The following is a 20,120-nucleotide window of genomic DNA, read 5'->3' as shown; positions in this document are numbered from 1 at the left end:
GTAGTTACTCCCGTCTATAAAAGAGAACAGTTATAAGTAGGGGAGGAAGGTGAGAGTCTGCAGATGAGGATTTTCGCCGCTATTGTTCTGGCAGCCGGGCTCCTGTTGGCTACCGGCTGCGGTTCCGGCGGCAAGTCCGCTGAAACCTCGCCCCCGGAAGACTTTAACTTCATCCTCAAATACGGGGTGGAGGCGAAAAACGTCCTGGATACCTTTGCCGGCACGTTTACCAAGGACTTGATCAATGCTGGAAGGGTGACCACCAGGCTTACCCTCACTCCGGAAGAAATGGCTGCCGTGTACGCTGAAATGCGCCGTATAAACATTTTGGCCTACCCCGAGGAATTTCCCCCTGGGCAGAAGAAGCTCGGCCAGGTCTACGTCACCCCCTATCCCACCTATTACCTCAAGGTACGGATGGACGGGAAGGTCAAGGAGATCTACTGGGAGGACATTACTGGCGGGCAGAACATGAGTGCACAGCCACAGGAGGCCGTGCAATTACGCAACCTGATTGATAAGATTATAGGTATGATTGAAGCAAAAGAGGAATTCAAGCAGCTGCCGACACCAGAGGGAGGATATGACTAACAGGACAGAAAACGTTGACTGCCGGCGACCAGCTCAGTAGAGTAGAGGTTAAAGTAAAGGGTACCCTTAGGGGTACCCTTTACTGATGTGTGCCTCGCAATTGAATAGTTCACCAACCCTACCGAGGCTTTTTGCTCCTTCAGGCCGCGTATAATTGATATTGCCAGCCTCCTCAACAGTAGCCCTGTATCGGCCCCTTGTACCAACATATCAAGGATGATAGCGGCCCAAAAACGGCCAACTCCCTAAAATTGCATGGCCTTGCAGGAAAAAACTCGTTATACTAGGGACTAAGGATAGCCTCCACCGCCATTAGTCTCTTGCTCTCACCGTACCGCTGGGCTGAGTTCCGCAAGATTAAAGGCGATTTGGTTGCATGATAAACCGGCGGTCAGTTATTGTCCCGGGCCAGTTCCACCAGCCAGAAGGACAGGGGCAGGTCGTGCGGACCTGGTGGGCATATACAAGATAACGGCCGTCAGGTGACCAGTAGCTCCGGAATATGTGAGGGGGTTAACTTTGGGAGATAGAGCATTAAATCGTAGGGAATTTATACGAATGTGCTATTATACTGGTTTAGGCATGACGGCCTCGGGGCTTGCCTCGTGCGCCTGGCCTGGAAGCTGGACGGAAACGGAACAGCAAATGGAGAGAAATTCAGAGTCGAGTTATTACGCCAACACTGAACCGGGTTTGGCTGGTAAAGAACCGACAGATACATCAAAGGTATTTATGGTAAAGACCCGGAACAGGGAAGAAGGGGTTAAGAGGTTGTTGACGCTCCTGGGGCCTTTAGCATACGAAGGTAAGACTATACTTGTGAAGCCCAACTTTAACACCGCCGATCCTGCGCCAGGCTCTACCCATAACGATACTCTCAGGCAGCTATTAATTGAATTGAAGGCGGCTGGTCCATCCTCTATCGCCGTCGGGGAAAGGAGCGGCCCCCCTCTGACTGAAAATGTACTCAAGCAGAAAGGAGTAATCGAGCTTTGGGAACAATTAGGGATAACATTAATTAACTACGATAAGCTTTCTCCCGACGGCTGGGTGAAATTCTGGAGAGAAGGTTTACACTGGAAGGACGGATTTTATGTGGCCAAGCCCGTTTTAGACGCAGACGTGAATATCGGCACCTGTACCCTGAAGACCCATGCTTACGGAGGGGTTTTCAGTATGTCTTTGAAGCTGGCGGTAGGAATAACTCCGCGCAGGGGCTACTCTTTGATGAGCGAACTCCACAGTTCACCCCATATGGGAAAGATGATCGCTGAAATTAATCTGGCATATACGCCGGACTTCGTTTTGATGGACGGAGTTGATGTCTTTGTAGACGGGGGGCCGGACCGGGGAACTAGTAGGGAAGCTAACGTTATGCTCCTTTCCCGGGACCGTATAGCATTAGATGCCGTAGGTCTGGCTATTTTGAAAGATTTGGGAAGCAATAGGGAAATTATGGAGGTACCAATATTCAAGCAGGAACAAATATCGAGGGCGGTAGAACTTGGCCTGGGAGTTCGCAATGCTGATCAGATAGAGATAATTACGGACGACAAGGAAAGCAAACAGTATGCAAGCCGCCTGGAAAAAATCTTAAGAGAATAGGCTAGTGTCCTTCCGCCATACGCCCTCGACCGGTAACGTCCGTGAACAAGTGTAGTGAAGATAGTAGAGGGCGACAGGCCACAGGTACCGCGGCTGGTGAAGCTAGAGCTGAGTGAATGGGATAAGGACAGGAAAAAGCACAGGACAGAAGAATTATCCTGTACAGGTATGCAATTCCAAAATTAAAAGCCCCCGCACTCAATATATGCGGGGACTTATAACCACTACACTGCGGGGAAACCCGAAAACCCCACTCGACTGATTTACCTCCCGTCAGTGGCTAGGCCCTTAATTAAGTAATTAAGTTTTCCGCTCACTGGGTATAGCTGTTTCTGTTGGTCTGGCAAACCTACAAAAATTGGGCCAAAGGACCACCTCGCCCCTTAAGCAATTTTGGCAAGGTGGTCTCATCAACCAACTGTTAACTAAGTCCTCTCGGGTTTACGTGCCCGGATAAAGGCGCTAGCGAGAGAATCGGCGTGGGACGCCACTTGCCTTTCCATATCAGCGGTCAGAAACCCTTCTGGCAGGTCGGACGGGCCGAAGATCCAAGTTATTTCCAGTTCCACATCGATAAAACCCGCCTCTTCCAGTAGCTGGCGGTATTCTGCCTCCGTCAAGGCACCGGCAATGCAGTCAGTCCAAAGCTCAACGTTTTGCCGCAGCCATGCGGGTACCTCCCGCCGCCATACCATATCAGAAACGGCAAGGCGGCCGCCAGGTTTAAGCACACGGAAAGCTTCCTTGAGTACCCTGGCTTTGTCCGCAGCCAGATTGATGACACAGTTCGAGATGATTACGTCTACGTGGTTGTCAGGTAGCGGGATATTTTCTATATCACCCTTTAAGAACTCTACATTGGTCAGTCCACTCTGCCGTCGGTATTCTTCGGCCAGAGCTAGCATTTCGTCAGTCATGTCCAGGCCGTACGCCTTCCCCTTTGGCCCCACTCGCGGGGCGCTCAGCAAAACGTCCAGTCCGGCGCCGCTACCTAGATCGAGGACTACTTCTCCCTCTTTTAAATCTGCCAGAGCGGTGGGGTTACCGCAACCAAAGGAAGCATTGAGCAACTCGCGGGGCAAGCCGATTGTTTCCTCTGGGGTATAGTTACAGCCTCCGAAGCATCCTCCCGAGGTGCAGCAACTTCCCACCTTGCCGGATTGGACCATCCGGGCTGCCGCAGCGTATTTTCCCTTTACGGCTTCTTTCAAAGAATCGCTCATGGACAACAGCCTCCTTTTATTTTTTTCGTGGCTTCAACAAGGAGGTCCAGGCCCTCCAGTACGGTCCGCCGCTTTTCCGTAGGTATCTGTCGAAAAATCTCTTTGACGTACTCGTTCATGCCTCGGTTGATAGTCTCCACCAGTTCACGGCCGGCGGTGGTCAAAAACAATGCTAATCGGCGGCGATCCTTGGGATCGGCTTCTCTTTTCAAAAGCCCCCGGCGCACTAGACCGTCGGCTACCTGGCTAACGGTGCTCAAATCCAGCTTTAGTGCTGCCGCCAGCTCACTTAAGGAGGTTTCCCCTTCCTTTCGGCGGGAGACTTCCAGCAGCAAGTGGCACTGAGAAAGTGTTATCCCGCAGCAACCTACTTCGCTTTTTTCCAGCAACTGCAGGGTATGGGCCAGTTCATCTATCAACTGGCGCAAATGGACTACTGGTAATTCATCTCTCATGTTCTTTCGCCCAAGGTAATTGTATTGTACATATGTTTTATTATGCAAGCATTTTCAACTGGTTTTTCCCTAAAGGAAAAAGCGTTCGTACGTGGAATTACGTGGAATTAAGTGAACCGGGTGTCTAGCGAAAGAGTTGGAGGGTAAATTATGGCAGCATCTATTGAACCTTTATACGACAAAAAGTATCTTTGTCTGTTTTGCGGAAGGGAATTTACCAAACAAAAACCTTCGCTTTAGCAAGAACCGCCAGATTAAACGCGATAGCGATTTATGCGCTTATTTTAAGGGCGAAAACCCTTACTTTTACGAAGTGGCCGTCTATCCCCATTGCGGTTATGCCTTTACCGTAAGCGTCAAATATAACCCACCTTGGCATTGTGCTCGAGTTTAAGGGATAATCTTCCTCAGAAAACTAACTGAGGAGGATTTCCCCTTATGACCAGAGCCGAATTACAGCAACTGTGGGAAGCTCGTATAGCCGAATACAGGGAAAGCGGGCAAAGCGTTAAAGAATGGTGCGCCTCTCATGAGGGCATTAGCCCCAGGCAGCTGTGGTACTGGCTGCGGAAGTTTAAGAACCAGACCACAGCTCCCCCGGAGAGTTCCAACCGGTGGCTGCCAATAGAAATAAGCGAGCAAGGTTCCCCAGAACAGTCCCTACTGGTCAAAATAGGACTGGCCAGCATCGAGGTAAGACCCGGCTTTGACCCGGCCTTGCTCATCCAGGTAGTACGGGTGCTGGTAGGCTTATGCTAAACGAAGTTAGCATCGACCGGGTTTATCTCGCCTGCGGCGCCACGGATTTGCGCAAGTCTATCGACGGCCTGGCGGTGCTGGTCAAGGAAGGTTTCGAATTAGACCCTTTCTCTTCTTGCCTCTTTGTTTTCTGCAACCGTAAGAGGGACAAACTAAAGATCCTCCACTGGGAACACAACGGGTTCTGGCTTTATTACCGCCGGCTGGAGAAGGGCAAATTCATATGGCCTGTGGGAAATACTTCTTCCACCATCACCATAAGCCGCCGGGAGCTGCGCTGGCTGCTTGACGGCCTTCCCCTGAACCAGCCCAAAGACCATCCCGAGGTAAAAGCACGCACCATCTTGTAATATAAAGCATCAGGAAGAAATATTTTCACCTTATGGTTTATTCTAGAGGAATTTGGGCTGATTCGTCGAATTATTAAAGCATGGCTGCTAAGTCTATAGCTACCATGACCATAGAAGAACTGCGAGAGCACTGTGCTCAATACGTTTATTCCTGCCGCCGCTGCGAGAAAGAGGAAATAACCACCCCGGTTATCACAGCACCCATGCCTGCTCCTGTACTTCCCGGAAGCCCGGTATCTCCCTCGCTTCTTAGCTACATCATGAGCCAGAAATATGGGGCGGGGCTGCCCCTCTACCGCCAGGAGCAGCAGTTTAAAAGTTGGGGGATAGACCTTTCCCGGCAGACCATGGCCAACTGGGTGCTCCATGGAGCTAACACCTACTTAACCCTTATTTACGACCGTCTCCATGAACACCTCCTCAAAAGAGACATCCTCCATGCCGACGAAACTACGTTACAGGTACTTCATGAACCGGGAAGGGAAGCTACCACCAAATCATTCCTTTGGCTCTACCGTACCGGGCGGGACGGCCCTCCCATAATTCTTTACGAGTACCAGACCACCCGGGCCGGCAAACACCCCCGCCGGTTCCTGAAAGGTTTTAAGGGCTATTTACACGTTGACGGCTATGCCGGCTACCATGAGCTTGTGGATGTCACCCTGGTAGGCTGCTGGGCTCATGCCCGGCGCAAGTTTGACGAAGCTTTAAAAGCCCTGCCGCAAGATAAACGCAACAAAGCAGTGGCTGCCCGGGAGGGGCTTAAGTTCTGCAACCGGCTCTTTGCCATAGAGAGCGAGCTTAAAGACAAAACCCCGGAAGAACGGTATCAAATCCGCCAGGAGCGCAGCCGGCCCGTGCTGGACGAATTTTGGGCATGGCTTAAGAAGCAGAAATCCCACGTACTGCCCAAAAGCACCTTTGGGCAGGCGGTTTACTATTGCCTTAGCCAATGGGATAAACTTGTCGCCTTCCTGCAGGACGGGCGTTTGGAACTCGATAACAACCGCAGCGAGCGTTCTATAAAACCCTTTGTTATTGGGCGCAAGAACTGGTTATTTGCCAACACCCCGCGGGGTGCTAAAGCCAGCGCTATTGTCTACAGTATCATAGAAACGGCCAAGGAAAACGGGTTAAACCCCTTCCACTACCTTACCTACCTCTTCGAAAGTCTGCCCAACCTGGACACGCAGGATAAAGAAGCCCTGGATCAACTCCTGCCGTGGTCGGAAACTCTGCCCCCCGTTTGCCGGATGAACAATTAAGCTTGTTTTAGCCCCTACCCCTTAGATGATTTCGGTAGGGGTTCTTTTATGCTTACTACCGCAACCCAACAAGGTGGGTAGTATTTGACGCTTACGTTGCAAAGATAGGGGACCGTGCTGTTTTGCTGCTCACCTTTTCCCGGGCCAGCCTGCTCAGGGGGTGCGGGTACCTTTCGGGGTACCCTTTACTGATGTGTGCCTCGAGTTGAGTAATTCACCAACCCGACCAGGGCTTTTTGTCCCTCGGGCCGCGTACAATTGATCTTGCCTGATCTAGCCAGCCTCCTCAACTTATAGCCCTGTATCGGTCCCTTTGTACCAACATATCAAGGATGATAGCGCCCGAAAAACAGCCAAATCCCTAAAATGGCCTGGCCTTGCAGAAAAAAACTCCTTATACTAGGGATTAAGGGTAGCCTCACGCCACTAGTCTATTGCTCTCACCGTACCGCCGGGCTGAGTTCGCCAAGATTAAAGGTAGTGGCAAGCTCCAACTGCGCTTAAGGCGCTTTGAAGTGAGTAGAATTGCTAGGAGAGAATGTGGGGTTTACCGGCGCCCGACGACCACCATAGATTTGTATAATGGGGGAAGGACATGCAGGATATTATCTTAGCAATCATCAATCGGTATGGCTATATCGGCGTGTTCCTGCTAATTACTCTGGAGAACCTTTTTCCGCCGATACCCTCCGAGGTAATTTTGACCTTTGGGGGATTCATGACTACCTTCAGCAACTTAAAGGTAGGGGGTGTTGTCCTGGCGGCCACCCTGGGATCGGTCTTCGGCGCCATAGTCTTGTACAACCTGGGACGGGTGCTGAATATCCCTCGCCTGGAGAGGCTCTGCGGAAGCAAATGGGGAAGAATGATGGGGTTGAGAAGGGAGGACGTTAGAAAGGCCGAAAAATGGTTCGACCGATACGGTGGTATGGCGGTATTGTTATGCAGGTTTGTGCCCATTGCGCGGACGCTAATTTCTATCCCTGCCGGAAGCTCGGGAATGAAGTTAGGGGTGTTCCTACCTTTAACAATCCTTGGTACTCTTATCTGGAATAGCGTACTTGTTTACTTGGGCAGATTAGCGGGCCATGCCTGGGAAACCATTGCCATGTATTTTAATTTTTATTCCATGGTGGCGGCTGCTTTCTTATTGTTGGCCGCTTTGTTGGCAGGAGTTCTCCTAATAAAGCGCAGGTTTCTGTCGTGAGGGGCCTCAAGACTAATTAAAGTGTTACCCGGGGGAAAAACCTAAGGGTTTGGGGGTGTGACTATGGGTAAGACTGCCCTATTGATCATCGACATGCAAAACGATTTTTGTTTGCCGGGGGCGCCCTTCGAGGTTACCGGAGCTCTGCAGGTGGCGGCCAGGATAAAGGAGGCGCTGCAAGCCTGCCGCCAACACGGCCTGCCTATCATCCACGTCATCCGCCAATACCGGCCTGACGGCAGCGATGTTGAAATCACCAGGTATGAGGCTTTTATAAAGGCGGGCGGGGCAGTAGTAGCGGGTAGTAAGGGGGCGGAAATCATCGAGGAGTTAAAGCCCCTGCAGGGTGAGTACATAATCGTTAAGCGCCGGTGGAGCGCCTTCTTCCAGACGGAGCTGGATTTGTTATTGAGACGCCTGGGAGTAGACCAGGTAGTCGTAACCGGCGTCCAGACCCCAAATTGTATAAGGGCTACTGTTTGGGATGCCAATTCCCTGGGTTATGGGGTTATTGTCTTGACCGACGCCACCGGGGCGCAAACCCCAGAAGTGCACGCCGCCAATTTGTTCGATATGCAGAACATCGGCGTAAACTTAATGACCACCGAGGAATTTATTAATAGCCTGCCTGCTATCCCCCAGGCGATTTCGCGTTAATTCCTTCGAATGCCTAATGTCACCCCTTTAAGATTATCTCCTTAAGGCCTTGAGGCCCTAAAGAAACATAAGCATTCCTGTAATGAATTAAGGTAGGTGTTGCCAATAAAAAAGCCTCCTGGTAAAAAGGTAATAAGCCGCAACAAACTCACCAGGAGGCGAGAAACCGTATGAATGAAGTGGAAAAGAAATTACTGGTCCATGGTGATGTGATAATAGTCGGTATCGACGTAGCCAAACACAATCACTGGGCACGTATCTATAACCAAATGGAACTGGATGTGGTCAAACCCTTCAAGTTTCATAATAGCAAAGAAGGCTATTATCGTCTAGTGGCAAAAATGGAAGAAGCCAAAGAAAAAGCCAGGGCAAAAAGGGTAGTAATCGGCATGGAACCCACAGGCCACTACTGGAAACCCTTAGCATGGTTTCTTAAGGAGCAGGGGTATACAGTAGTGATAGTCAATCCCTATCACGTCAAAAGGCGGAAAGAGGAAGTAGGCAACTCCCCCACCAAGAACGACCGCAAAGACGCCGGGATAATAGCCAAAGTAGTCAAGGACGGGAATTTCCTCCACTGCCTTTTGCCCAAAGGAAAATATGCCGAACTAAGGAACCTGACCGTAACCCGGCGGCAACAACGCCGGAAACTAAACAGCGCCTTAAACCAACTTAAGGCCATCCTGGACGAATACTTCCCCGAGCTGGGGCAAGTATTCAAAAACCTGTTAGGCAAAGCAGCCCAATGGGTCTTAAGGAACTGTCCCTTCCCCAGGTTAATATTAGCCTATAAACTCGAAGAATTAGCCACTGCATTAAAAGAGGCCAGTAACCACCGGGTAGGGATGAAAAGGGCCCAGGCCCTTTACCAGACGGCCCAGGAGACCATAGGAGTAACCGAAGGATTATTCGGGGCCCGACACAGATTAAACGCTTGCCTGGACGAAATAGCCTTTTACCAGAAGCAGATTGAGCAAACAGAAGCAGCGATGGCCGATATTTTGGCAGGGATAGATATCGCAGGCAATTTATTAAGCATCCCCGGTATAGGCCTGGTAACAGTAGCCGGCTTTTTAGGCGAAATAGGCGATCCCCAAAATTACGAGCACTGGAAGCAAATCCAAAAACTTGCCGGGCTGAACTTAAGCGAACAAAGTTCCGGGAAAAAGAACGGGCAAAGCAAGATATCCAAACGCGGGCGAGCCGAATTAAGGAACCTTTTATACCAGGCCAGTATAACTTTGGTAGCCAAAAACCGTGAATTTAAAGCGCTGTACCACTACTTCTTGACCAGGCGGAAAAACCCGTTGAAGAAAAAGCAGGCCTTAATAGCCATATCCGTAAAATTACTGCGGGTGATGTACGGCCTGGCCAGGAAGAAAGAAAACTACGATCCTGACAAAGTATTAGGCGACTATCGCCGCGCCCAATTGCAGCAAGCAGCTTAAGAAGTAAAACCCCAAACACAAGGTAAAAAGTCTTGGGTGGGGGAAGCCTTAATCCCTACCATAAGGGCATAGACCCTGCATTTAAGTACCAGGCACACCCCACCCGCCCTCAAAAGGCCGAACGAAGGAATGAAACAGGGCATAGACCCCGGGAGACATGATAGGGTAGCCGAGGGCCAGGAAGTGGTGAGGGTACTACCCAAGACTTAAAGATTAAGCCATCGTCTTGTTATCGTGAATGATGCTGGAGGCTTAGTCTGCCCTCTTGGACTGCATCATAAAAAATGAAAATCTAAGAGAGCAGGCGATTTAACAAGTTAGAAGCAAATTATTGAGATAGTTCCTTCAAGAATGAAGAAACACCATCCGTTTCTCCTTCAATTTCCAGAGTTACCCCTGACGTGGAGTTGAGCACCCACCCCTTGAGACTGTATCTACGTGCCAGGTTAAAAACATAAGGGCGAAATCCTACTCCCTGGACAATACCTCGAATTTTGACCTGGTAACTAATTGTTTTTCCCGCTTCCTCCCCACGAGTTAAGTAAGCCACAGACACCAGGCCTCCACCCTTCATCTTTCAGGGCAGATACCCGAAAGCTATGAATAGCTCCCCAGTACCCTAATCGCCCTCAATACAGTCAACATAGAGTTCATTCCCTATTTCCTTTATTTCAATCTCCAGTGCCGCTTTTGTTATGAGGGGCATATCTTCTTTTAGTACATTAAAGCAGAAGTCCAGGCATTCAGGTTCAACTGCCCTTAGCTTACCTATAACCAGCTTTATTTTCGTGACCCGGTGTAAACCATGATCATGGGCGTTTTGGGTGACAATCTCTAAGATTTCTTGCATTATTGCCAGCTCATGCATACAGTTCATCCTCCGTCTATGGCTTCCGGCTGGGCAACAGTTATTTCAATTCATACCCACAGTCTTCTTCCGGCAAACCCTTAACCAGTTTTGCTAAAAAACCTCGTATCTGCTTTGTCAAGGCTGGTAATTTCTCCTTTAAAGCGGGCGACAATCCAATCCCCGGTTCTAATGAAGCCGTTTCAATTCCCACGAGAAAAATGTCGCCTTTATATCCCCGGTGTAAGGCATATTGCAAATGCCAGTAAAGGTCCAGATCATGGAGAGAATACACGGCTGTTGGTCCCCGCTCCACTATTCCTGGTACAAACCGTGAGATTACTAATTTCCCCGGGTGGGGCCCGGGAGGAAAAGCGTCAACAATCACCGCCTTCTTATAGGGTTCTAGTAGAACCGGCAGACTAAACAAATCATTCGCCAGGATGAAAAAGTCACACTCTTTAATCGTGCCGTAGCAACTCCGTAACCTGTCGACCACCTTCACCCCCACCCCGTCATCCCGCCGCAGTTCGTTGCCGAGCCCGATTACGCAAACTTCCATCTTTAACTCCTCTATTCATTTTTTCTCCCAACGGGCATAAGATAGAATAGCTATCTTAAATTTATGGGAAAGAAAGAAGCGTTATGACCGAAAAAGAACAGTTTGCCGTTTTCTGCCGTCTTCATAAACACACCCCCGGCTTTTCGCGGCAGCTGGCTGAACTATTCGGAAAAGATTTAATTGCTTCCGTCCCCAAAACCCCTCTTGTCTGGTTGGAAGCCAATGCCTGCTCGGGTGATTCCATATCTACTTTAAATACGGTAAAACCCGGGCTGGGCCAGGTCATCTGTTCTCTGCTGGATATAAGATTTTGGAATGCCTTGATGCCCGGCCAGGGGGCTGAGGCGATAGAGTCCCTTTTGGCAACAGTGGAAGCCGGAAATTTTATCTTAATTGTAGAAGGGGCCATTGCCACACGCGCCGGGGGTAAATTCACCATCCCCTTCAAAACAGAGGAGCGCCTTTTCACTTCTGAAGAATTAATCCGCTGGATGGCCCCCCGGGCCAAATACATTGTGGCCGTGGGGACTTGCGCCGCTTTCGGCGGGCCTTCCGCCGCCCGGCCCAATCCCAGCGGGAGCAAGGGGGTATGGGAGGTTATCCGGGAGCCGGTGGTAAATGTATCCGGTTGTCCCATCAACCCTGACTGGTTGGTAGGAACCCTTCTTCATTTATTATTGTACGGTTTTCCCGAAGTTGACCGTTATCAACGACCCACTTTGTTCTACGGGCAAACCATTCATGTTCACTGCCAGCGACGTTCATATTTTGATACCGGGGCCCTGGCCCGGAACCTGGGCGACCGGGAATGCATGTTTTCCCTGGGTTGCATGGGGCCGGTCACCGGGGCTGACTGCCCCTACCGTCTCTGGAACGATCATTTAAACTGGCCGGTGAAAGCCAGTACCCCCTGCATCGGCTGCACCAAGGCTGGCTTTCCCGACAAAGCGACTCCTTTTTATACCCCTCTCCCCGGGAAAATTCCGGGTGGGACAAAGGACGGAAAGAAATTATGAAGGCGATCAGTTTAAGCCCGGTAACAAGAATTAGCGGGTTACTAAGCATCGACATCTATCTGGGACCCGGCCAAATTATCAGTGAAGCCAATTGTATAGGTGAACAGTTCCGCGGTTTCGAGCTGATGATGAAGGGTAGAAAAATTCTAGACGCCGTTTATTTCACCCAGCGTATCTGCGGTATCTGTTCCATGGCCCACGGTTATACCGCCGCCCGCCTGGTAAATAAAATTTACAATGCAAGACTTGCCCCGGAAGCCAGAATGCTACAACAAGCCATGCTGGGAGCAGAATTTTTGCAGAATCATATCCGCCATTTTTACCTCCTCGTTTTACCTGATTATCTCGAATCTTCTTCTCTGCCGGGGTCGGGCACGGGCCTAAAAGACCGGCGTTTCACCGACGCTCAAACCAGGCTGCTTGTCGACCATTATTTCGCCGCCATGGAGTACAGTCGCAAATGCCACGACATGCTGGCCGTTTTCGGGGGCAAAATACCCCACCAGCACGGCCTGGTCGCCCAGGGAGTGACCGTTGTTCCCACAGCCGACAAGAAAATGCAGTTTTTATCCCTGTTAAAACAGGTTCAAGATTTCCTAACCCAGGTAATGGTCCCCGATGCTTATCTCCTGGCCGAAGTCTACCCGGACTATTTTCATATCGGAACAAGGCCACCCCGGTTTATTTCCTTCGGCCTTTTTGAACCGGAATTCGGCGGTCATTTCCCTGCCGGGATCTATGACGGTGAAAAATTCTTGCCGGTGCAGCCGCAAGAAATTGACGAAAGTATCCTCTTCGCCTGGTTTACCGCTACTCCGGAAGGAGAGACCGTTCCCGCTCCAGACAAACCGGCAGCTTACACCTGGGTCAAGGCTCCCCGCTACCGGGGATTAGCCCTTGAGGGCGGGCCGCTGGCCCGGAAAATAATCTCTTCCAGGTCTTTGGTGACGGCTCCGGGAACAATGAGCCGGATTATTGCCCGGGCCGAGGAGGCGGCGCTCATAGCTACCTGGATGGAGCAATGGGTACGCGAACTGCCCGCGAAAGGAAAATATATTACCGAACTGGCCGCCCCTGCTCGCCTTCAGGCGACTCAGATCAACGACGCGCCGAGGGGCCCTCTTTTGCATAGTATGAAGATCAACAATGACCAGGTGGAGAAATACGATGTCATCACCCCCTCAACCTGGAACTTTTCTCCCAAAGACGATACCGGCAAGCGGGGCCCTGTCGAGGAAGCACTGGTGGGTACCAGGGTTAGCTCTTCTACCGACCTGGTGGAAGTAGGGCGGGTGGTACGAGCCTTTGATCCCTGTTTGAGTTGCGCGGCCCATGTAATCAACAGCGAGGGGCAAAGGTTAATAAGCATTAACTTGCAGGGTTGATCTTTATTATTAATAGGCTTCGTAGAAGAAGCCCGGTGGAGGGCTGACGACCACCGCCCTGAACTATGAAACGGGGCAGGCTGGAGGACTGGAACATAGAGAAACCAGTAATGGATAGAACATATTTTGGAAGGAGTGTTACCTTTGGTCCGACAGGAACGGGTTTTTACCCGGGCGGAACTGTCCCGGTATAACGGGACCGGAGGAAAACCGGCATATGTAGCGGTCAACGGCCTTGTCTTCGATGTCACCACCGTTTTCCTGCAGGGACGGCACTTTGAACACCAGGCTGGCCAGGATTTAACCGGAGCCTTTCTCCGCCAGCATGTCCCTGCAGTCCTGGCCGGTTACCCCGTAGTAGGGCGCCTGGTGGATTGATTTTCAAACAGCAACATAAACGAGTTATGCCGGGACCCATCCCGGCTTAATGTTCATGTGGAGGAAATAATAAGAGCTTACCCTTACCACCAAGTAGATAATTTAACAAGGCCAGGCTAAAGGATAATTAACTGCAACTTTGAAGAAGTGTGGGAACTGTTTACCGCTTGTTTACATAGATTGAGTAATAATATTTTGGAGGAGTGAATAGGTATGGCTCTCACCCCTTTTGTCGATGCACTTCCTATTCCCAGAATCGTAAGACCATTGCATTTGTGGCAGCTGCCGGGAAAACGTTTAGGGGAACCGGGGGTCAAAACTTCCTGGCAACAGTATTCGAAAGGGTGGGCAGCTGCTTTAAGGGGCGATTTGAATTCGGCAAAAAGGGGTTTGATGTGCGCATAGCCCCGGGGGCAGTAATTTCGGGGGAAGACCGTTTCTTGCACACGCTGGTGGTGGGCACGACCGGGACAGGAAAGAGCAGCCGGGTACTAACATCGATGATAGAGCAGGATCTCATGAGAATAAAAAGGGGGAACGGCTGGGTATCACGGTTGTAGAACCGAAGGGCGATTTTAGCGCGGACGTAGCTGAGATGGCCCGCAGCATGGGCATCCCGGTCACGTTTATCAACTCGGAAGACCCGGATACCCCGCGGTTCAACCCACTGGAGGGCGACGCTTTAACGGTGGCAGAAATCACGAGGACGGTACTCCAGTCGCTGTTCGGCAGGCAGGAGGCCTTCTTCCGCCAGGTCCAGGAAGTAATGGCGCGGAATACGGTTCTGCTTTTAAGGGGGACTACCTTTCATTTTGTCTTGCCCCCCCGGACCGCCGAAGCCTCCTGAACCCCATGTATCTCCGGTTTTCCGGCCGACTTTGAACCGGGCAGAGCCCCGGGTATCCCCCTCTTGAAGGCCGGGCCAGGGAAGGCGGCCGTTTTTTTGACCGTTAAGACGATAATTTTATTGACATATGGCCATAATAGGAATACAATATAAATGAACTAATGACCATAACTTGGCCGGAGGGGGGAGATATAAGACCCTGTTCCTGGATTTTAAGAGCGGAGAGGTGAAGGAAATCAAGCTTGATGATCCCGGCGAAACAGGCAACATTATTTTTCCTGAAGCTTATTATGTCGGCCAGAACCACGCTGCATTTCTAACGTTTGAGTCCGATAATGATTATGCCAACAACATGTCCTATCTAAACCGCATTGATTTAGAAACATTAACGGTGGAAGCGAAAATAGTTTCGGTGAAGGCTGCCCAAACGTATATCCTGGGGGTTCTGGCAGACGGGCGCATACTGTTCTTTTATAGTCTCAACCCAAGCGAAGAGGGGATATGTATAACAGAATAGGTAATTGAGAATTGCGTAATGTTTTAAAAGGAAATAGGGATAAAAGTTAAAAAACCCGCGCCGGAAAAAGGGATAACGGAAGACCCCAAACGGGGCCTCTTCTTTTTTCACCACCTTAGCAGGAACTCCCTGTCTCCCGGCGAATAGCAAATGTTGGGTAGATAACCGGCACATTTGCCGACTTATCGGGGGTTCCGCATGCTGGCCATTGTCAATTCCGTCGTCCTCGTGGGCCTGGAAGGGCAGAGCGTACGGGTAGAGGTCGACATTAGCAATGGTTTGCCGGTTTGTGAGATTGTTGGTTAAATTTTATATACGATATGTCTACCTTGAACGGAAGCTATTGAAGGGCAAATTAGACGTCGTTGCTATAATATAGCATATATGATAATGACTTAAATACAACGGCGATGGAACTCGTCTAATGCTCAATGAGCTAATAGCTCCTACTGAAAGCGACCAGTGATCGGTAGGAGCTTTTTCGTCTTTAAATACCAACAAGATTGGAATCTAGCTAGGATTGTTCCTGCCCTCACCGCAGTTAAATCCTCAACTATAGACACCAGGGCATTCATTCGGCTAAGAAGTTTATCGTCTCTAAAGTTTCCACCAAAAAGCGAAGAGGGGTGATGGGTCCTTCCTTTGTTCTTTATTGACAAGACCATTAGTCGCCTATAAATTAACATATAGGTAAATTATAATAAACTAATGGATATAAGAGGAGATGTTTCCTGTGAGCAAGTGGGCCAAATTGTTATTGATTGTCACCGTGTTTGCGGCTGCCTATTTCCTGCCCTTCCAGCATCCCCGTATGCAGAGCGCCATCCTGGAGGCCTTCTACATGCTGCAGGAATACGCTAGGGAACATGTGCTGTTCTGTCTGGTGCCCGCCCTCTTTATCGCCGGGGCCATGAGCAATTTCCTTTCTTCTCGGGCGGTCATGAAATACCTGGGACCGGAAAGCCCCAAAGTTACGGCCTATGGCGTGGGAGCCGTATCGGGTGCTATTCTCGCCGTCTGCTCCTGCACCGTCTTATCCTTGTTTATGGGGATATACAAACGTGGCGCCGGGCTGGGACCGGCCATAGCCTTCCTGTTTCCGGGCCGGCGATAAACGTCCTGGCCATTATCCTCTCGGCCCGGGTGCTGGGCTGGCAGATCGGCCTGGCCAGGGCCCTGGGCGCCGTACTCTTTTCGGTAATAATCGGCCTCATCATGGCCCTGCTCTTCAGGGGCGAAGAGAAGGAGCGGGCCAAAGGACTGCTCATGCCGGAAGGAGAAGAATCCTCTCGTACTCTCAGGCAGACGGTTCTTTATTTCCTGGTCCTTGTCCTGGTCCTTATCTTTGCCTCCTGGAGCAAGCCGGCGGAACAGGCGGGTTTCTGGCACGCGGTATACAGCGCCAAATGGTATTTGGTTATCGCGCTGCTCTTAGCCTTGTCTGTTATTTTAAAGGCCTGGTTCAAGCGGGAAGAGCTGTCGGCCTGGGTGAATTCCACTTGGGATTTCAGCATTAAAATCCTGCCCCTCCTTTTCGGCGGCGTGCTGGTGGCCGGCTTCCTGATGGGGAGACCCGGCGTCGATACCGGCATTATCCCGGCCAGATATGTTGCTTTGGTGGTAGGGGGCAACAGCCTCCTGGCCAACTTTACCGCTTCTATTGTCGGCGCCTTTATGTACTTTGCCACCCTTACGGAAGTGCCGGTCGTCCAGGGACTTATCGGGTCCGGGATGGGACAGGGGCCGGCTTTAGCCCTCCTGCTGGCGGGCCCGGCCTTGAGTCTGCCCAGCATGCTCGTGATCAACAGCGTGCTGGGTTTCAAGAAAACCTTTGCCTACGTCTCCCTGGTAGTCATCATGGCTACCCTGACAGGGATGGTATTTGGTACCATAGTGGGCTAGAATTAAGGCAAAAAAGTAAGAAAAGGGGTGATGAAACTCCGTGGTAATCAAAGTTCTAGGTACGGGATGCGCCCGGTGCAAGACGCTAGAGCAAAACGTGATGAACGCCCTGGCTGAGCTGGGCGTGGCCGCCGATGTGGAAAAGGTGACGGACCTCAACAAGATCACCGATTATGGTGTTATGATGACGCCGGGTCTGGTAGTTAACGAAAAGGTTAAGGTGTTCGGCAGGGTGCCCAACAAAGAAGAGATCAAGAAGTGGATCCAGGAGGAAATAGGCCGGTAACAGGCGGGCCACGGGTTATATTTCCCGTGGCCCCGGGTCAAGTTTAATTTGAAGGTCGCGTTTGTTGCTCTTTTAATGGCAGGACGGGCAAAAGGGCGTTAATCGCAACACCTGTTTTCTTCTTTCTTGCGTTTGGCGGCAAAGAAGCGCTTTAGATTAGCAGGTAGTTCCCTCAATGTTTCCCTTTCTGCCGGGGTTTCCATACCGCCGCCGTAAACATGTTTCAGGATGGCCTCAATGATCATCCCTTTGGGAGCCTCGGTATATTCCTTGCCCTGGTATACCCAGACACGGCAGTCAACATCCTCGCCGCAAAGGTCGCCGCAGGATTCACAAAGGCTTTCCCTCACGTCCAGCTGGATGTCCCGCCCGTTGATGCGGATGGTGGGTGAACTGACAAATCCCAGGGCCAGGGCCTGTTCTTCCGTCTGGACGTGGATCTTGCGCAGGTTGACCTTGATTCCGGTTGCTTCCAAGATACCGGCTACTTCGTTAAGAGCCTCTTCCAGGTTTCGCGCCGTTCCCTGGCACCTGGTGCAGGCATCCAGGTCCAGGTAGAGGAAATCAATGTCGAGGGTACGCTGGTTATCCTGGGTATCGGGCGATGTTCTTTTCTCATGCCCCGCAGTTTTTTCCGGACTGCCCGGCGCAGGAACGCCGCAGCAGCAACAGCTGTTGGCGGTTTGGTTTTCCCTTTCAGAGATCTCTTCAATTTGAATAGAGCAGCAAGAGCTTCCCTGCCGGCCGAAGACCCTGGCCAGCAGTCCTTTCTTTTCCGCCATAATACAGTGCCTCCTTATGCAAAGATAATATCAAGAGCATACCCGGCCAGGACGGCGATGGTAAAGATGGTGAGAACGAACACCGCCACCAGGCGGGGCTTAAAGATGCTTGCCAGCAGGGCAACCTCGGGTATACTGGCCCCGGCGCCGCCGATGATCAGGGCCATGAGGGGCCCCAGGCGTGGGTTGGACGTAGAGGACGCGCAGGATAAAAAACCTCGACAGGCACATCCTGATGTAGCCGTTCCAGTACTCGATCAATATAATTCATAATCTACCCTACCTTTAACCCCGATACATAGAGGAGTAATGTATGCTGCTTTATTATTTTAGTATATGATGCCCAAGACCGGCCCTATCGGCAAGGATGCCAATAGGGCCGGGAACCCCGTATTGACAAGGATAATGAACCCCAATATTATATAATTAATAGCTTATTTAGAGGGGGGTGAAGGGGGTGACATTAAAGGATTGGGAAAAGGTCTTTAAAGCCCTGGGACAGCATCTGCGGCTCAGGATTATCGCCTTGCTGACCGAAGGGGAGCTGTGCGTCTGCGAGCTGGAAGAGATTTTAGGAATTACCCAGCCGGCAATATCACAGCACCTGCGGGTACTAAAGGAAGCCGACCTGGTCTGGGAGGAAAAAGTGAGCCAGTGGGTGTTCTACCACCTCAATAAGGAAAAACTGGCCGCAGTCCTTCAGGGCTGGCTGGACTACCTGGATGTACCCCTTGCGGATAAGAAGGAGTTTAGGGTTGATTACGAGAAACTGCAGCAGCTCCTTGAAAACCCCAAGGTTGCCTGCCGCTCGTTCCGGAAGATGAGCAGTAAAGAGATGGATGGTTAGTTGTGCAAAATAAAAGCTACGAGGAGGTTTAATAGTTAATGGCAGCGGTAAACAACAGTCAACCTGTGGCGAGGTTATCCCTGCTGGATCGCTTTTTAACTCTCTGGATCTTCTTGGCCATGGCCTTTGGTGTGACCTTGGGTTACATGGTACCCGGGGTCGCGGATGCGCTGAATAAAATGTCGGTGGGCACAACTTCCATCCCCATCGCCATCGGCCTTATCGTGATGATGTACCCGCCCCTGGCCAAGGTGAAATACGAGGAAATAGGCAAGGTATTCCGCAACGGCAAAGTTATGGCCCTGTCCCTCGTCCAGAATTGGATTATCGGCCCCATTCTCATGTTTATCCTGGCCATTATCTTCTTACACAATTACCCGGAATACATGGCCGGGCTAATATTAATCGGCCTGGCGCGCTGTATCGCCATGGTCATCGTCTGGAACAGCCTGGCCAGGGGCGATGCCGAGTACGCCGCCGCCCTGGTGGCCCTGAACTCCATCTTCCAGGTTATCTTTTATTCAATTTACGCCTATATTTTCATCACCCTTCTACCGGGATGGCTGGGCTTCCAGGGGATGCAAGTCCACGTCTCCATCGGCGAAGTGGCCACCAGCGTGGCTATCTACCTGGGCATCCCCTTCGTGGCCGGGGTCATCACCCGTTTTACCCTGATGCCGGCCCACGGCAAGGAATGGTACGAAAAAACCTTTGTCCCCAAGATCAGCCCCTTAGCGCTAATCGCCCTGTTGTTTACCATTGTGGTTATGTTTTCCCTTAAGGGTCAGTACATTGTTTCCTTGCCCATGGATGTAGTCAGGGTAGCCATTCCCCTGATCTGCTACTTTGTCCTCATGTTCTTGATTTCATTTTTCCTCAGCATGCGGCTGGGGGTCAACTATGAACAGACGACAACCCTTTCCTTTACCGCCGCCAGCAACAACTTTGAGCTGGCCATCGCCGTGGCCGTGGCCGTATTCGGCATCAACTCCGGCCAGGCCTTTGCGGCGGTCATCGGTCCCCTGATTGAGGTGCCGGTGATGATCGGGTTGGTTAACGTAGCCTTAAGCTTCCAGCGACGGTACTATGGAGCGGTACCGGGCAGGAACTGAAAAAAGGCGGAAAATCGAACGGAGAAGGGGGCGTAAGTAAGCCGGAAACAGGGATAGCGGAAGAACCCCAAACGGGGTC

23 protein-coding genes and 2 pseudogenes are annotated in these 20,120 nt (G+C 51.1%); 18 read left to right on the top strand and 7 right to left on the bottom strand.

The features are described 5' to 3' along the window. Window positions 1-63: 63 nt before the first annotated feature. Both TAMC210_RS11155 and TAMC210_RS11150 read left to right on the top strand, forming a co-directional pair. A complete protein-coding gene (locus TAMC210_RS11155; RefSeq protein ID WP_173298881.1) occupies window positions 64-591 on the top strand; it encodes a hypothetical protein in 528 nt (175 codons plus the stop codon). Between the two features lie 519 nt (window positions 592-1,110). Then, window positions 1,111-2,196 carry a DUF362 domain-containing protein gene (locus TAMC210_RS11150; protein ID WP_173298880.1) on the top strand — a complete coding sequence of 362 codons (1,086 nt, stop codon included), beginning with the start codon at window positions 1,111-1,113 and terminating at the stop codon, window positions 2,194-2,196. Window positions 2,197-2,621: 425 nt separating this feature from the next. On the opposite strand, the gene arsM is transcribed toward TAMC210_RS11150, so the two are convergent. After that, on the bottom strand, window positions 2,622-3,419 hold the full coding sequence (gene arsM / locus TAMC210_RS11145; protein ID WP_173298879.1) for an arsenite methyltransferase: 798 nt from the start codon (window positions 3,417-3,419) through the stop codon (window positions 2,622-2,624). Beyond that, window positions 3,416-3,874 carry a MarR family winged helix-turn-helix transcriptional regulator gene (locus TAMC210_RS11140; RefSeq protein ID WP_173298878.1) on the bottom strand — a complete coding sequence of 153 codons (459 nt, stop codon included), beginning with the start codon at window positions 3,872-3,874 and terminating at the stop codon, window positions 3,416-3,418. Before TAMC210_RS11140 ends, arsM begins: the two co-directional genes overlap by 4 nt. A 136-nt stretch (window positions 3,875-4,010) precedes the next feature. Between TAMC210_RS11140 and TAMC210_RS13995 the strand changes: the two genes are divergently transcribed. From TAMC210_RS13995 to TAMC210_RS11105, 7 genes and pseudogenes are all read left to right on the top strand, one after another. Next, the gene (locus TAMC210_RS13995; RefSeq protein ID WP_217267363.1) at window positions 4,011-4,268 is read left to right on the top strand and encodes a DUF2225 domain-containing protein; all 258 of its coding nucleotides are present in this window, start codon (window positions 4,011-4,013) and stop codon (window positions 4,266-4,268) included. A 44-nt stretch (window positions 4,269-4,312) separates the two neighbouring features. Further along, a complete protein-coding gene (tnpA, locus tag TAMC210_RS11130) occupies window positions 4,313-4,633 on the top strand; it encodes an IS66 family insertion sequence element accessory protein TnpA (RefSeq protein ID WP_173298535.1) in 321 nt (106 codons plus the stop codon). Continuing rightward, window positions 4,627-4,983: an IS66 family insertion sequence element accessory protein TnpB gene (gene tnpB, locus TAMC210_RS11125; RefSeq protein WP_173298877.1), complete on the top strand. Its 357-nt coding sequence runs from the start codon at window positions 4,627-4,629 to the stop codon at window positions 4,981-4,983. The genes tnpA and tnpB overlap by 7 nt, the downstream gene beginning before the upstream one ends. A 137-nt stretch (window positions 4,984-5,120) precedes the next feature. Then, window positions 5,121-6,248 (top strand): annotated as a pseudogene (gene tnpC, locus TAMC210_RS11120) (IS66 family transposase); the annotation flags it as partial. Between the two features lie 595 nt (window positions 6,249-6,843). Next, complete coding sequence (locus TAMC210_RS11115) at window positions 6,844-7,455, top strand: DedA family protein (protein ID WP_173298876.1); 612 nt, start codon at window positions 6,844-6,846, stop codon at window positions 7,453-7,455. Between the two features lie 63 nt (window positions 7,456-7,518). After that, entirely contained in the window at window positions 7,519-8,112 is a 594-nt protein-coding gene (locus TAMC210_RS11110) for a cysteine hydrolase family protein (protein ID WP_173298875.1), read from the top strand. Between the two features lie 170 nt (window positions 8,113-8,282). Further along, complete coding sequence (locus TAMC210_RS11105; RefSeq protein ID WP_173298874.1) at window positions 8,283-9,560, top strand: IS110 family transposase; 1,278 nt, start codon at window positions 8,283-8,285, stop codon at window positions 9,558-9,560. Window positions 9,561-9,888: 328 nt separating this feature from the next. On the opposite strand, the gene TAMC210_RS13990 is transcribed toward TAMC210_RS11105, so the two are convergent. Genes TAMC210_RS13990 through TAMC210_RS11090 form a run of 3 tightly spaced genes read right to left on the bottom strand, consistent with a single transcriptional unit; the run spans window position 9,889 to window position 10,969 of the window. Beyond that, window positions 9,889-10,134 carry an acylphosphatase gene (locus TAMC210_RS13990; RefSeq protein WP_173298873.1) on the bottom strand — a complete coding sequence of 82 codons (246 nt, stop codon included), beginning with the start codon at window positions 10,132-10,134 and terminating at the stop codon, window positions 9,889-9,891. A gap of 45 nt (window positions 10,135-10,179) precedes the next feature. Continuing rightward, window positions 10,180-10,428 (bottom strand): hydrogenase maturation nickel metallochaperone HypA, encoded by a 249-nt coding sequence (locus TAMC210_RS11095; RefSeq protein WP_173298872.1) that lies wholly within the window; start codon window positions 10,426-10,428, stop codon window positions 10,180-10,182. A gap of 40 nt (window positions 10,429-10,468) precedes the next feature. Then, window positions 10,469-10,969 (bottom strand): hydrogenase maturation protease, encoded by a 501-nt coding sequence (locus tag TAMC210_RS11090; protein WP_256366496.1) that lies wholly within the window; start codon window positions 10,967-10,969, stop codon window positions 10,469-10,471. Window positions 10,970-11,052: 83 nt separating this feature from the next. Here TAMC210_RS11090 and TAMC210_RS11085 point away from each other — a divergent pair, with 83 nt between their 5' ends. From TAMC210_RS11085 to TAMC210_RS11055, 7 genes and pseudogenes are all read left to right on the top strand, one after another. Continuing rightward, window positions 11,053-11,985 carry a hydrogenase small subunit gene (locus TAMC210_RS11085; RefSeq protein WP_173298870.1) on the top strand — a complete coding sequence of 311 codons (933 nt, stop codon included), beginning with the start codon at window positions 11,053-11,055 and terminating at the stop codon, window positions 11,983-11,985. Continuing rightward, the gene (locus tag TAMC210_RS11080; RefSeq protein WP_173298869.1) at window positions 11,982-13,370 is read left to right on the top strand and encodes a nickel-dependent hydrogenase large subunit; all 1,389 of its coding nucleotides are present in this window, start codon (window positions 11,982-11,984) and stop codon (window positions 13,368-13,370) included. The genes TAMC210_RS11085 and TAMC210_RS11080 overlap by 4 nt, the downstream gene beginning before the upstream one ends. A gap of 144 nt (window positions 13,371-13,514) precedes the next feature. After that, a complete protein-coding gene (locus TAMC210_RS11075; protein ID WP_071521723.1) occupies window positions 13,515-13,748 on the top strand; it encodes a cytochrome b5 domain-containing protein in 234 nt (77 codons plus the stop codon). 607 nt (window positions 13,749-14,355) lie between these two features. Continuing rightward, window positions 14,356-14,595 (top strand): hypothetical protein, encoded by a 240-nt coding sequence (locus tag TAMC210_RS11070; RefSeq protein WP_071521725.1) that lies wholly within the window; start codon window positions 14,356-14,358, stop codon window positions 14,593-14,595. Between the two features lie 226 nt (window positions 14,596-14,821). Continuing rightward, complete coding sequence (locus TAMC210_RS11065) at window positions 14,822-15,112, top strand: hypothetical protein (protein ID WP_173298868.1); 291 nt, start codon at window positions 14,822-14,824, stop codon at window positions 15,110-15,112. A 724-nt stretch (window positions 15,113-15,836) separates the two neighbouring features. Then, window positions 15,837-17,014: pseudogene (locus TAMC210_RS13985) on the top strand (permease). A 40-nt stretch (window positions 17,015-17,054) separates the two neighbouring features. After that, window positions 17,055-17,300, top strand: a complete 246-nt coding sequence (locus TAMC210_RS11055) for a thioredoxin family protein (protein WP_173298867.1) — start codon at window positions 17,055-17,057, stop codon at window positions 17,298-17,300. A 98-nt stretch (window positions 17,301-17,398) separates the two neighbouring features. On the opposite strand, the gene TAMC210_RS11050 is transcribed toward TAMC210_RS11055, so the two are convergent. Together TAMC210_RS11050 and TAMC210_RS11045 are read right to left on the bottom strand one after the other, a co-directional pair. Further along, entirely contained in the window at window positions 17,399-18,082 is a 684-nt protein-coding gene (locus TAMC210_RS11050; protein WP_173298866.1) for a DUF2703 domain-containing protein, read from the bottom strand. Window positions 18,083-18,096: 14 nt separating this feature from the next. Beyond that, window positions 18,097-18,261, bottom strand: coding sequence for a permease (locus TAMC210_RS11045; protein ID WP_256366501.1), 165 nt, complete (start codon window positions 18,259-18,261; stop codon window positions 18,097-18,099). Window positions 18,262-18,539: 278 nt separating this feature from the next. Here TAMC210_RS11045 and TAMC210_RS11040 point away from each other — a divergent pair, with 278 nt between their 5' ends. Together TAMC210_RS11040 and arsB are read left to right on the top strand one after the other, a co-directional pair. Continuing rightward, window positions 18,540-18,929, top strand: a complete 390-nt coding sequence (locus TAMC210_RS11040; protein ID WP_173298864.1) for an ArsR/SmtB family transcription factor — start codon at window positions 18,540-18,542, stop codon at window positions 18,927-18,929. Between the two features lie 38 nt (window positions 18,930-18,967). Continuing rightward, entirely contained in the window at window positions 18,968-20,041 is a 1,074-nt protein-coding gene (arsB, locus tag TAMC210_RS11035) for an ACR3 family arsenite efflux transporter (RefSeq protein ID WP_254388645.1), read from the top strand. Window positions 20,042-20,120 lie beyond the last annotated feature (79 nt).

The organism is Thermanaeromonas sp. C210, assembly GCF_013167955.1.
Classification (GTDB): domain Bacteria; phylum Bacillota; class DSM-521; order Neomoorellales; family Neomoorellaceae; genus UBA12545.
Note: the sequence above shows the minus strand (reverse complement) of the source record. Positions and strands in the feature narration are given on the sequence as shown.

Coding starts and splice junctions, on each gene's coding strand:
- TAMC210_RS11155 (WP_173298881.1), top strand. CDS start 64: ATGAGGATTTTCGCCGCTATTGTTCTGGCAGCCGGGCTCCTGTTGGCT.
- arsM (WP_173298879.1), bottom strand. CDS start 3,419: ATGAGCGATTCTTTGAAAGAAGCCGTAAAGGGAAAATACGCTGCGGCA.
- TAMC210_RS11140 (WP_173298878.1), bottom strand. CDS start 3,874: ATGAGAGATGAATTACCAGTAGTCCATTTGCGCCAGTTGATAGATGAA.
- tnpA (WP_173298535.1), top strand. CDS start 4,313: ATGACCAGAGCCGAATTACAGCAACTGTGGGAAGCTCGTATAGCCGAA.
- tnpB (WP_173298877.1), top strand. CDS start 4,627: ATGCTAAACGAAGTTAGCATCGACCGGGTTTATCTCGCCTGCGGCGCC.
- TAMC210_RS11115 (WP_173298876.1), top strand. CDS start 6,844: ATGCAGGATATTATCTTAGCAATCATCAATCGGTATGGCTATATCGGC.
- TAMC210_RS11110 (WP_173298875.1), top strand. CDS start 7,519: ATGGGTAAGACTGCCCTATTGATCATCGACATGCAAAACGATTTTTGT.
- TAMC210_RS11105 (WP_173298874.1), top strand. CDS start 8,283: ATGAATGAAGTGGAAAAGAAATTACTGGTCCATGGTGATGTGATAATA.
- TAMC210_RS13990 (WP_173298873.1), bottom strand. CDS start 10,134: ATGAAGGGTGGAGGCCTGGTGTCTGTGGCTTACTTAACTCGTGGGGAG.
- TAMC210_RS11095 (WP_173298872.1), bottom strand. CDS start 10,428: ATGCATGAGCTGGCAATAATGCAAGAAATCTTAGAGATTGTCACCCAA.
- TAMC210_RS11090 (WP_256366496.1), bottom strand. CDS start 10,969: ATGGAAGTTTGCGTAATCGGGCTCGGCAACGAACTGCGGCGGGATGAC.
- TAMC210_RS11085 (WP_173298870.1), top strand. CDS start 11,053: ATGACCGAAAAAGAACAGTTTGCCGTTTTCTGCCGTCTTCATAAACAC.
- TAMC210_RS11080 (WP_173298869.1), top strand. CDS start 11,982: ATGAAGGCGATCAGTTTAAGCCCGGTAACAAGAATTAGCGGGTTACTA.
- TAMC210_RS11070 (WP_071521725.1), top strand. CDS start 14,356: ATGGGCATCCCGGTCACGTTTATCAACTCGGAAGACCCGGATACCCCG.
- TAMC210_RS11050 (WP_173298866.1), bottom strand. CDS start 18,082: ATGGCGGAAAAGAAAGGACTGCTGGCCAGGGTCTTCGGCCGGCAGGGA.
- arsB (WP_254388645.1), top strand. CDS start 18,968: ATGGCAGCGGTAAACAACAGTCAACCTGTGGCGAGGTTATCCCTGCTG.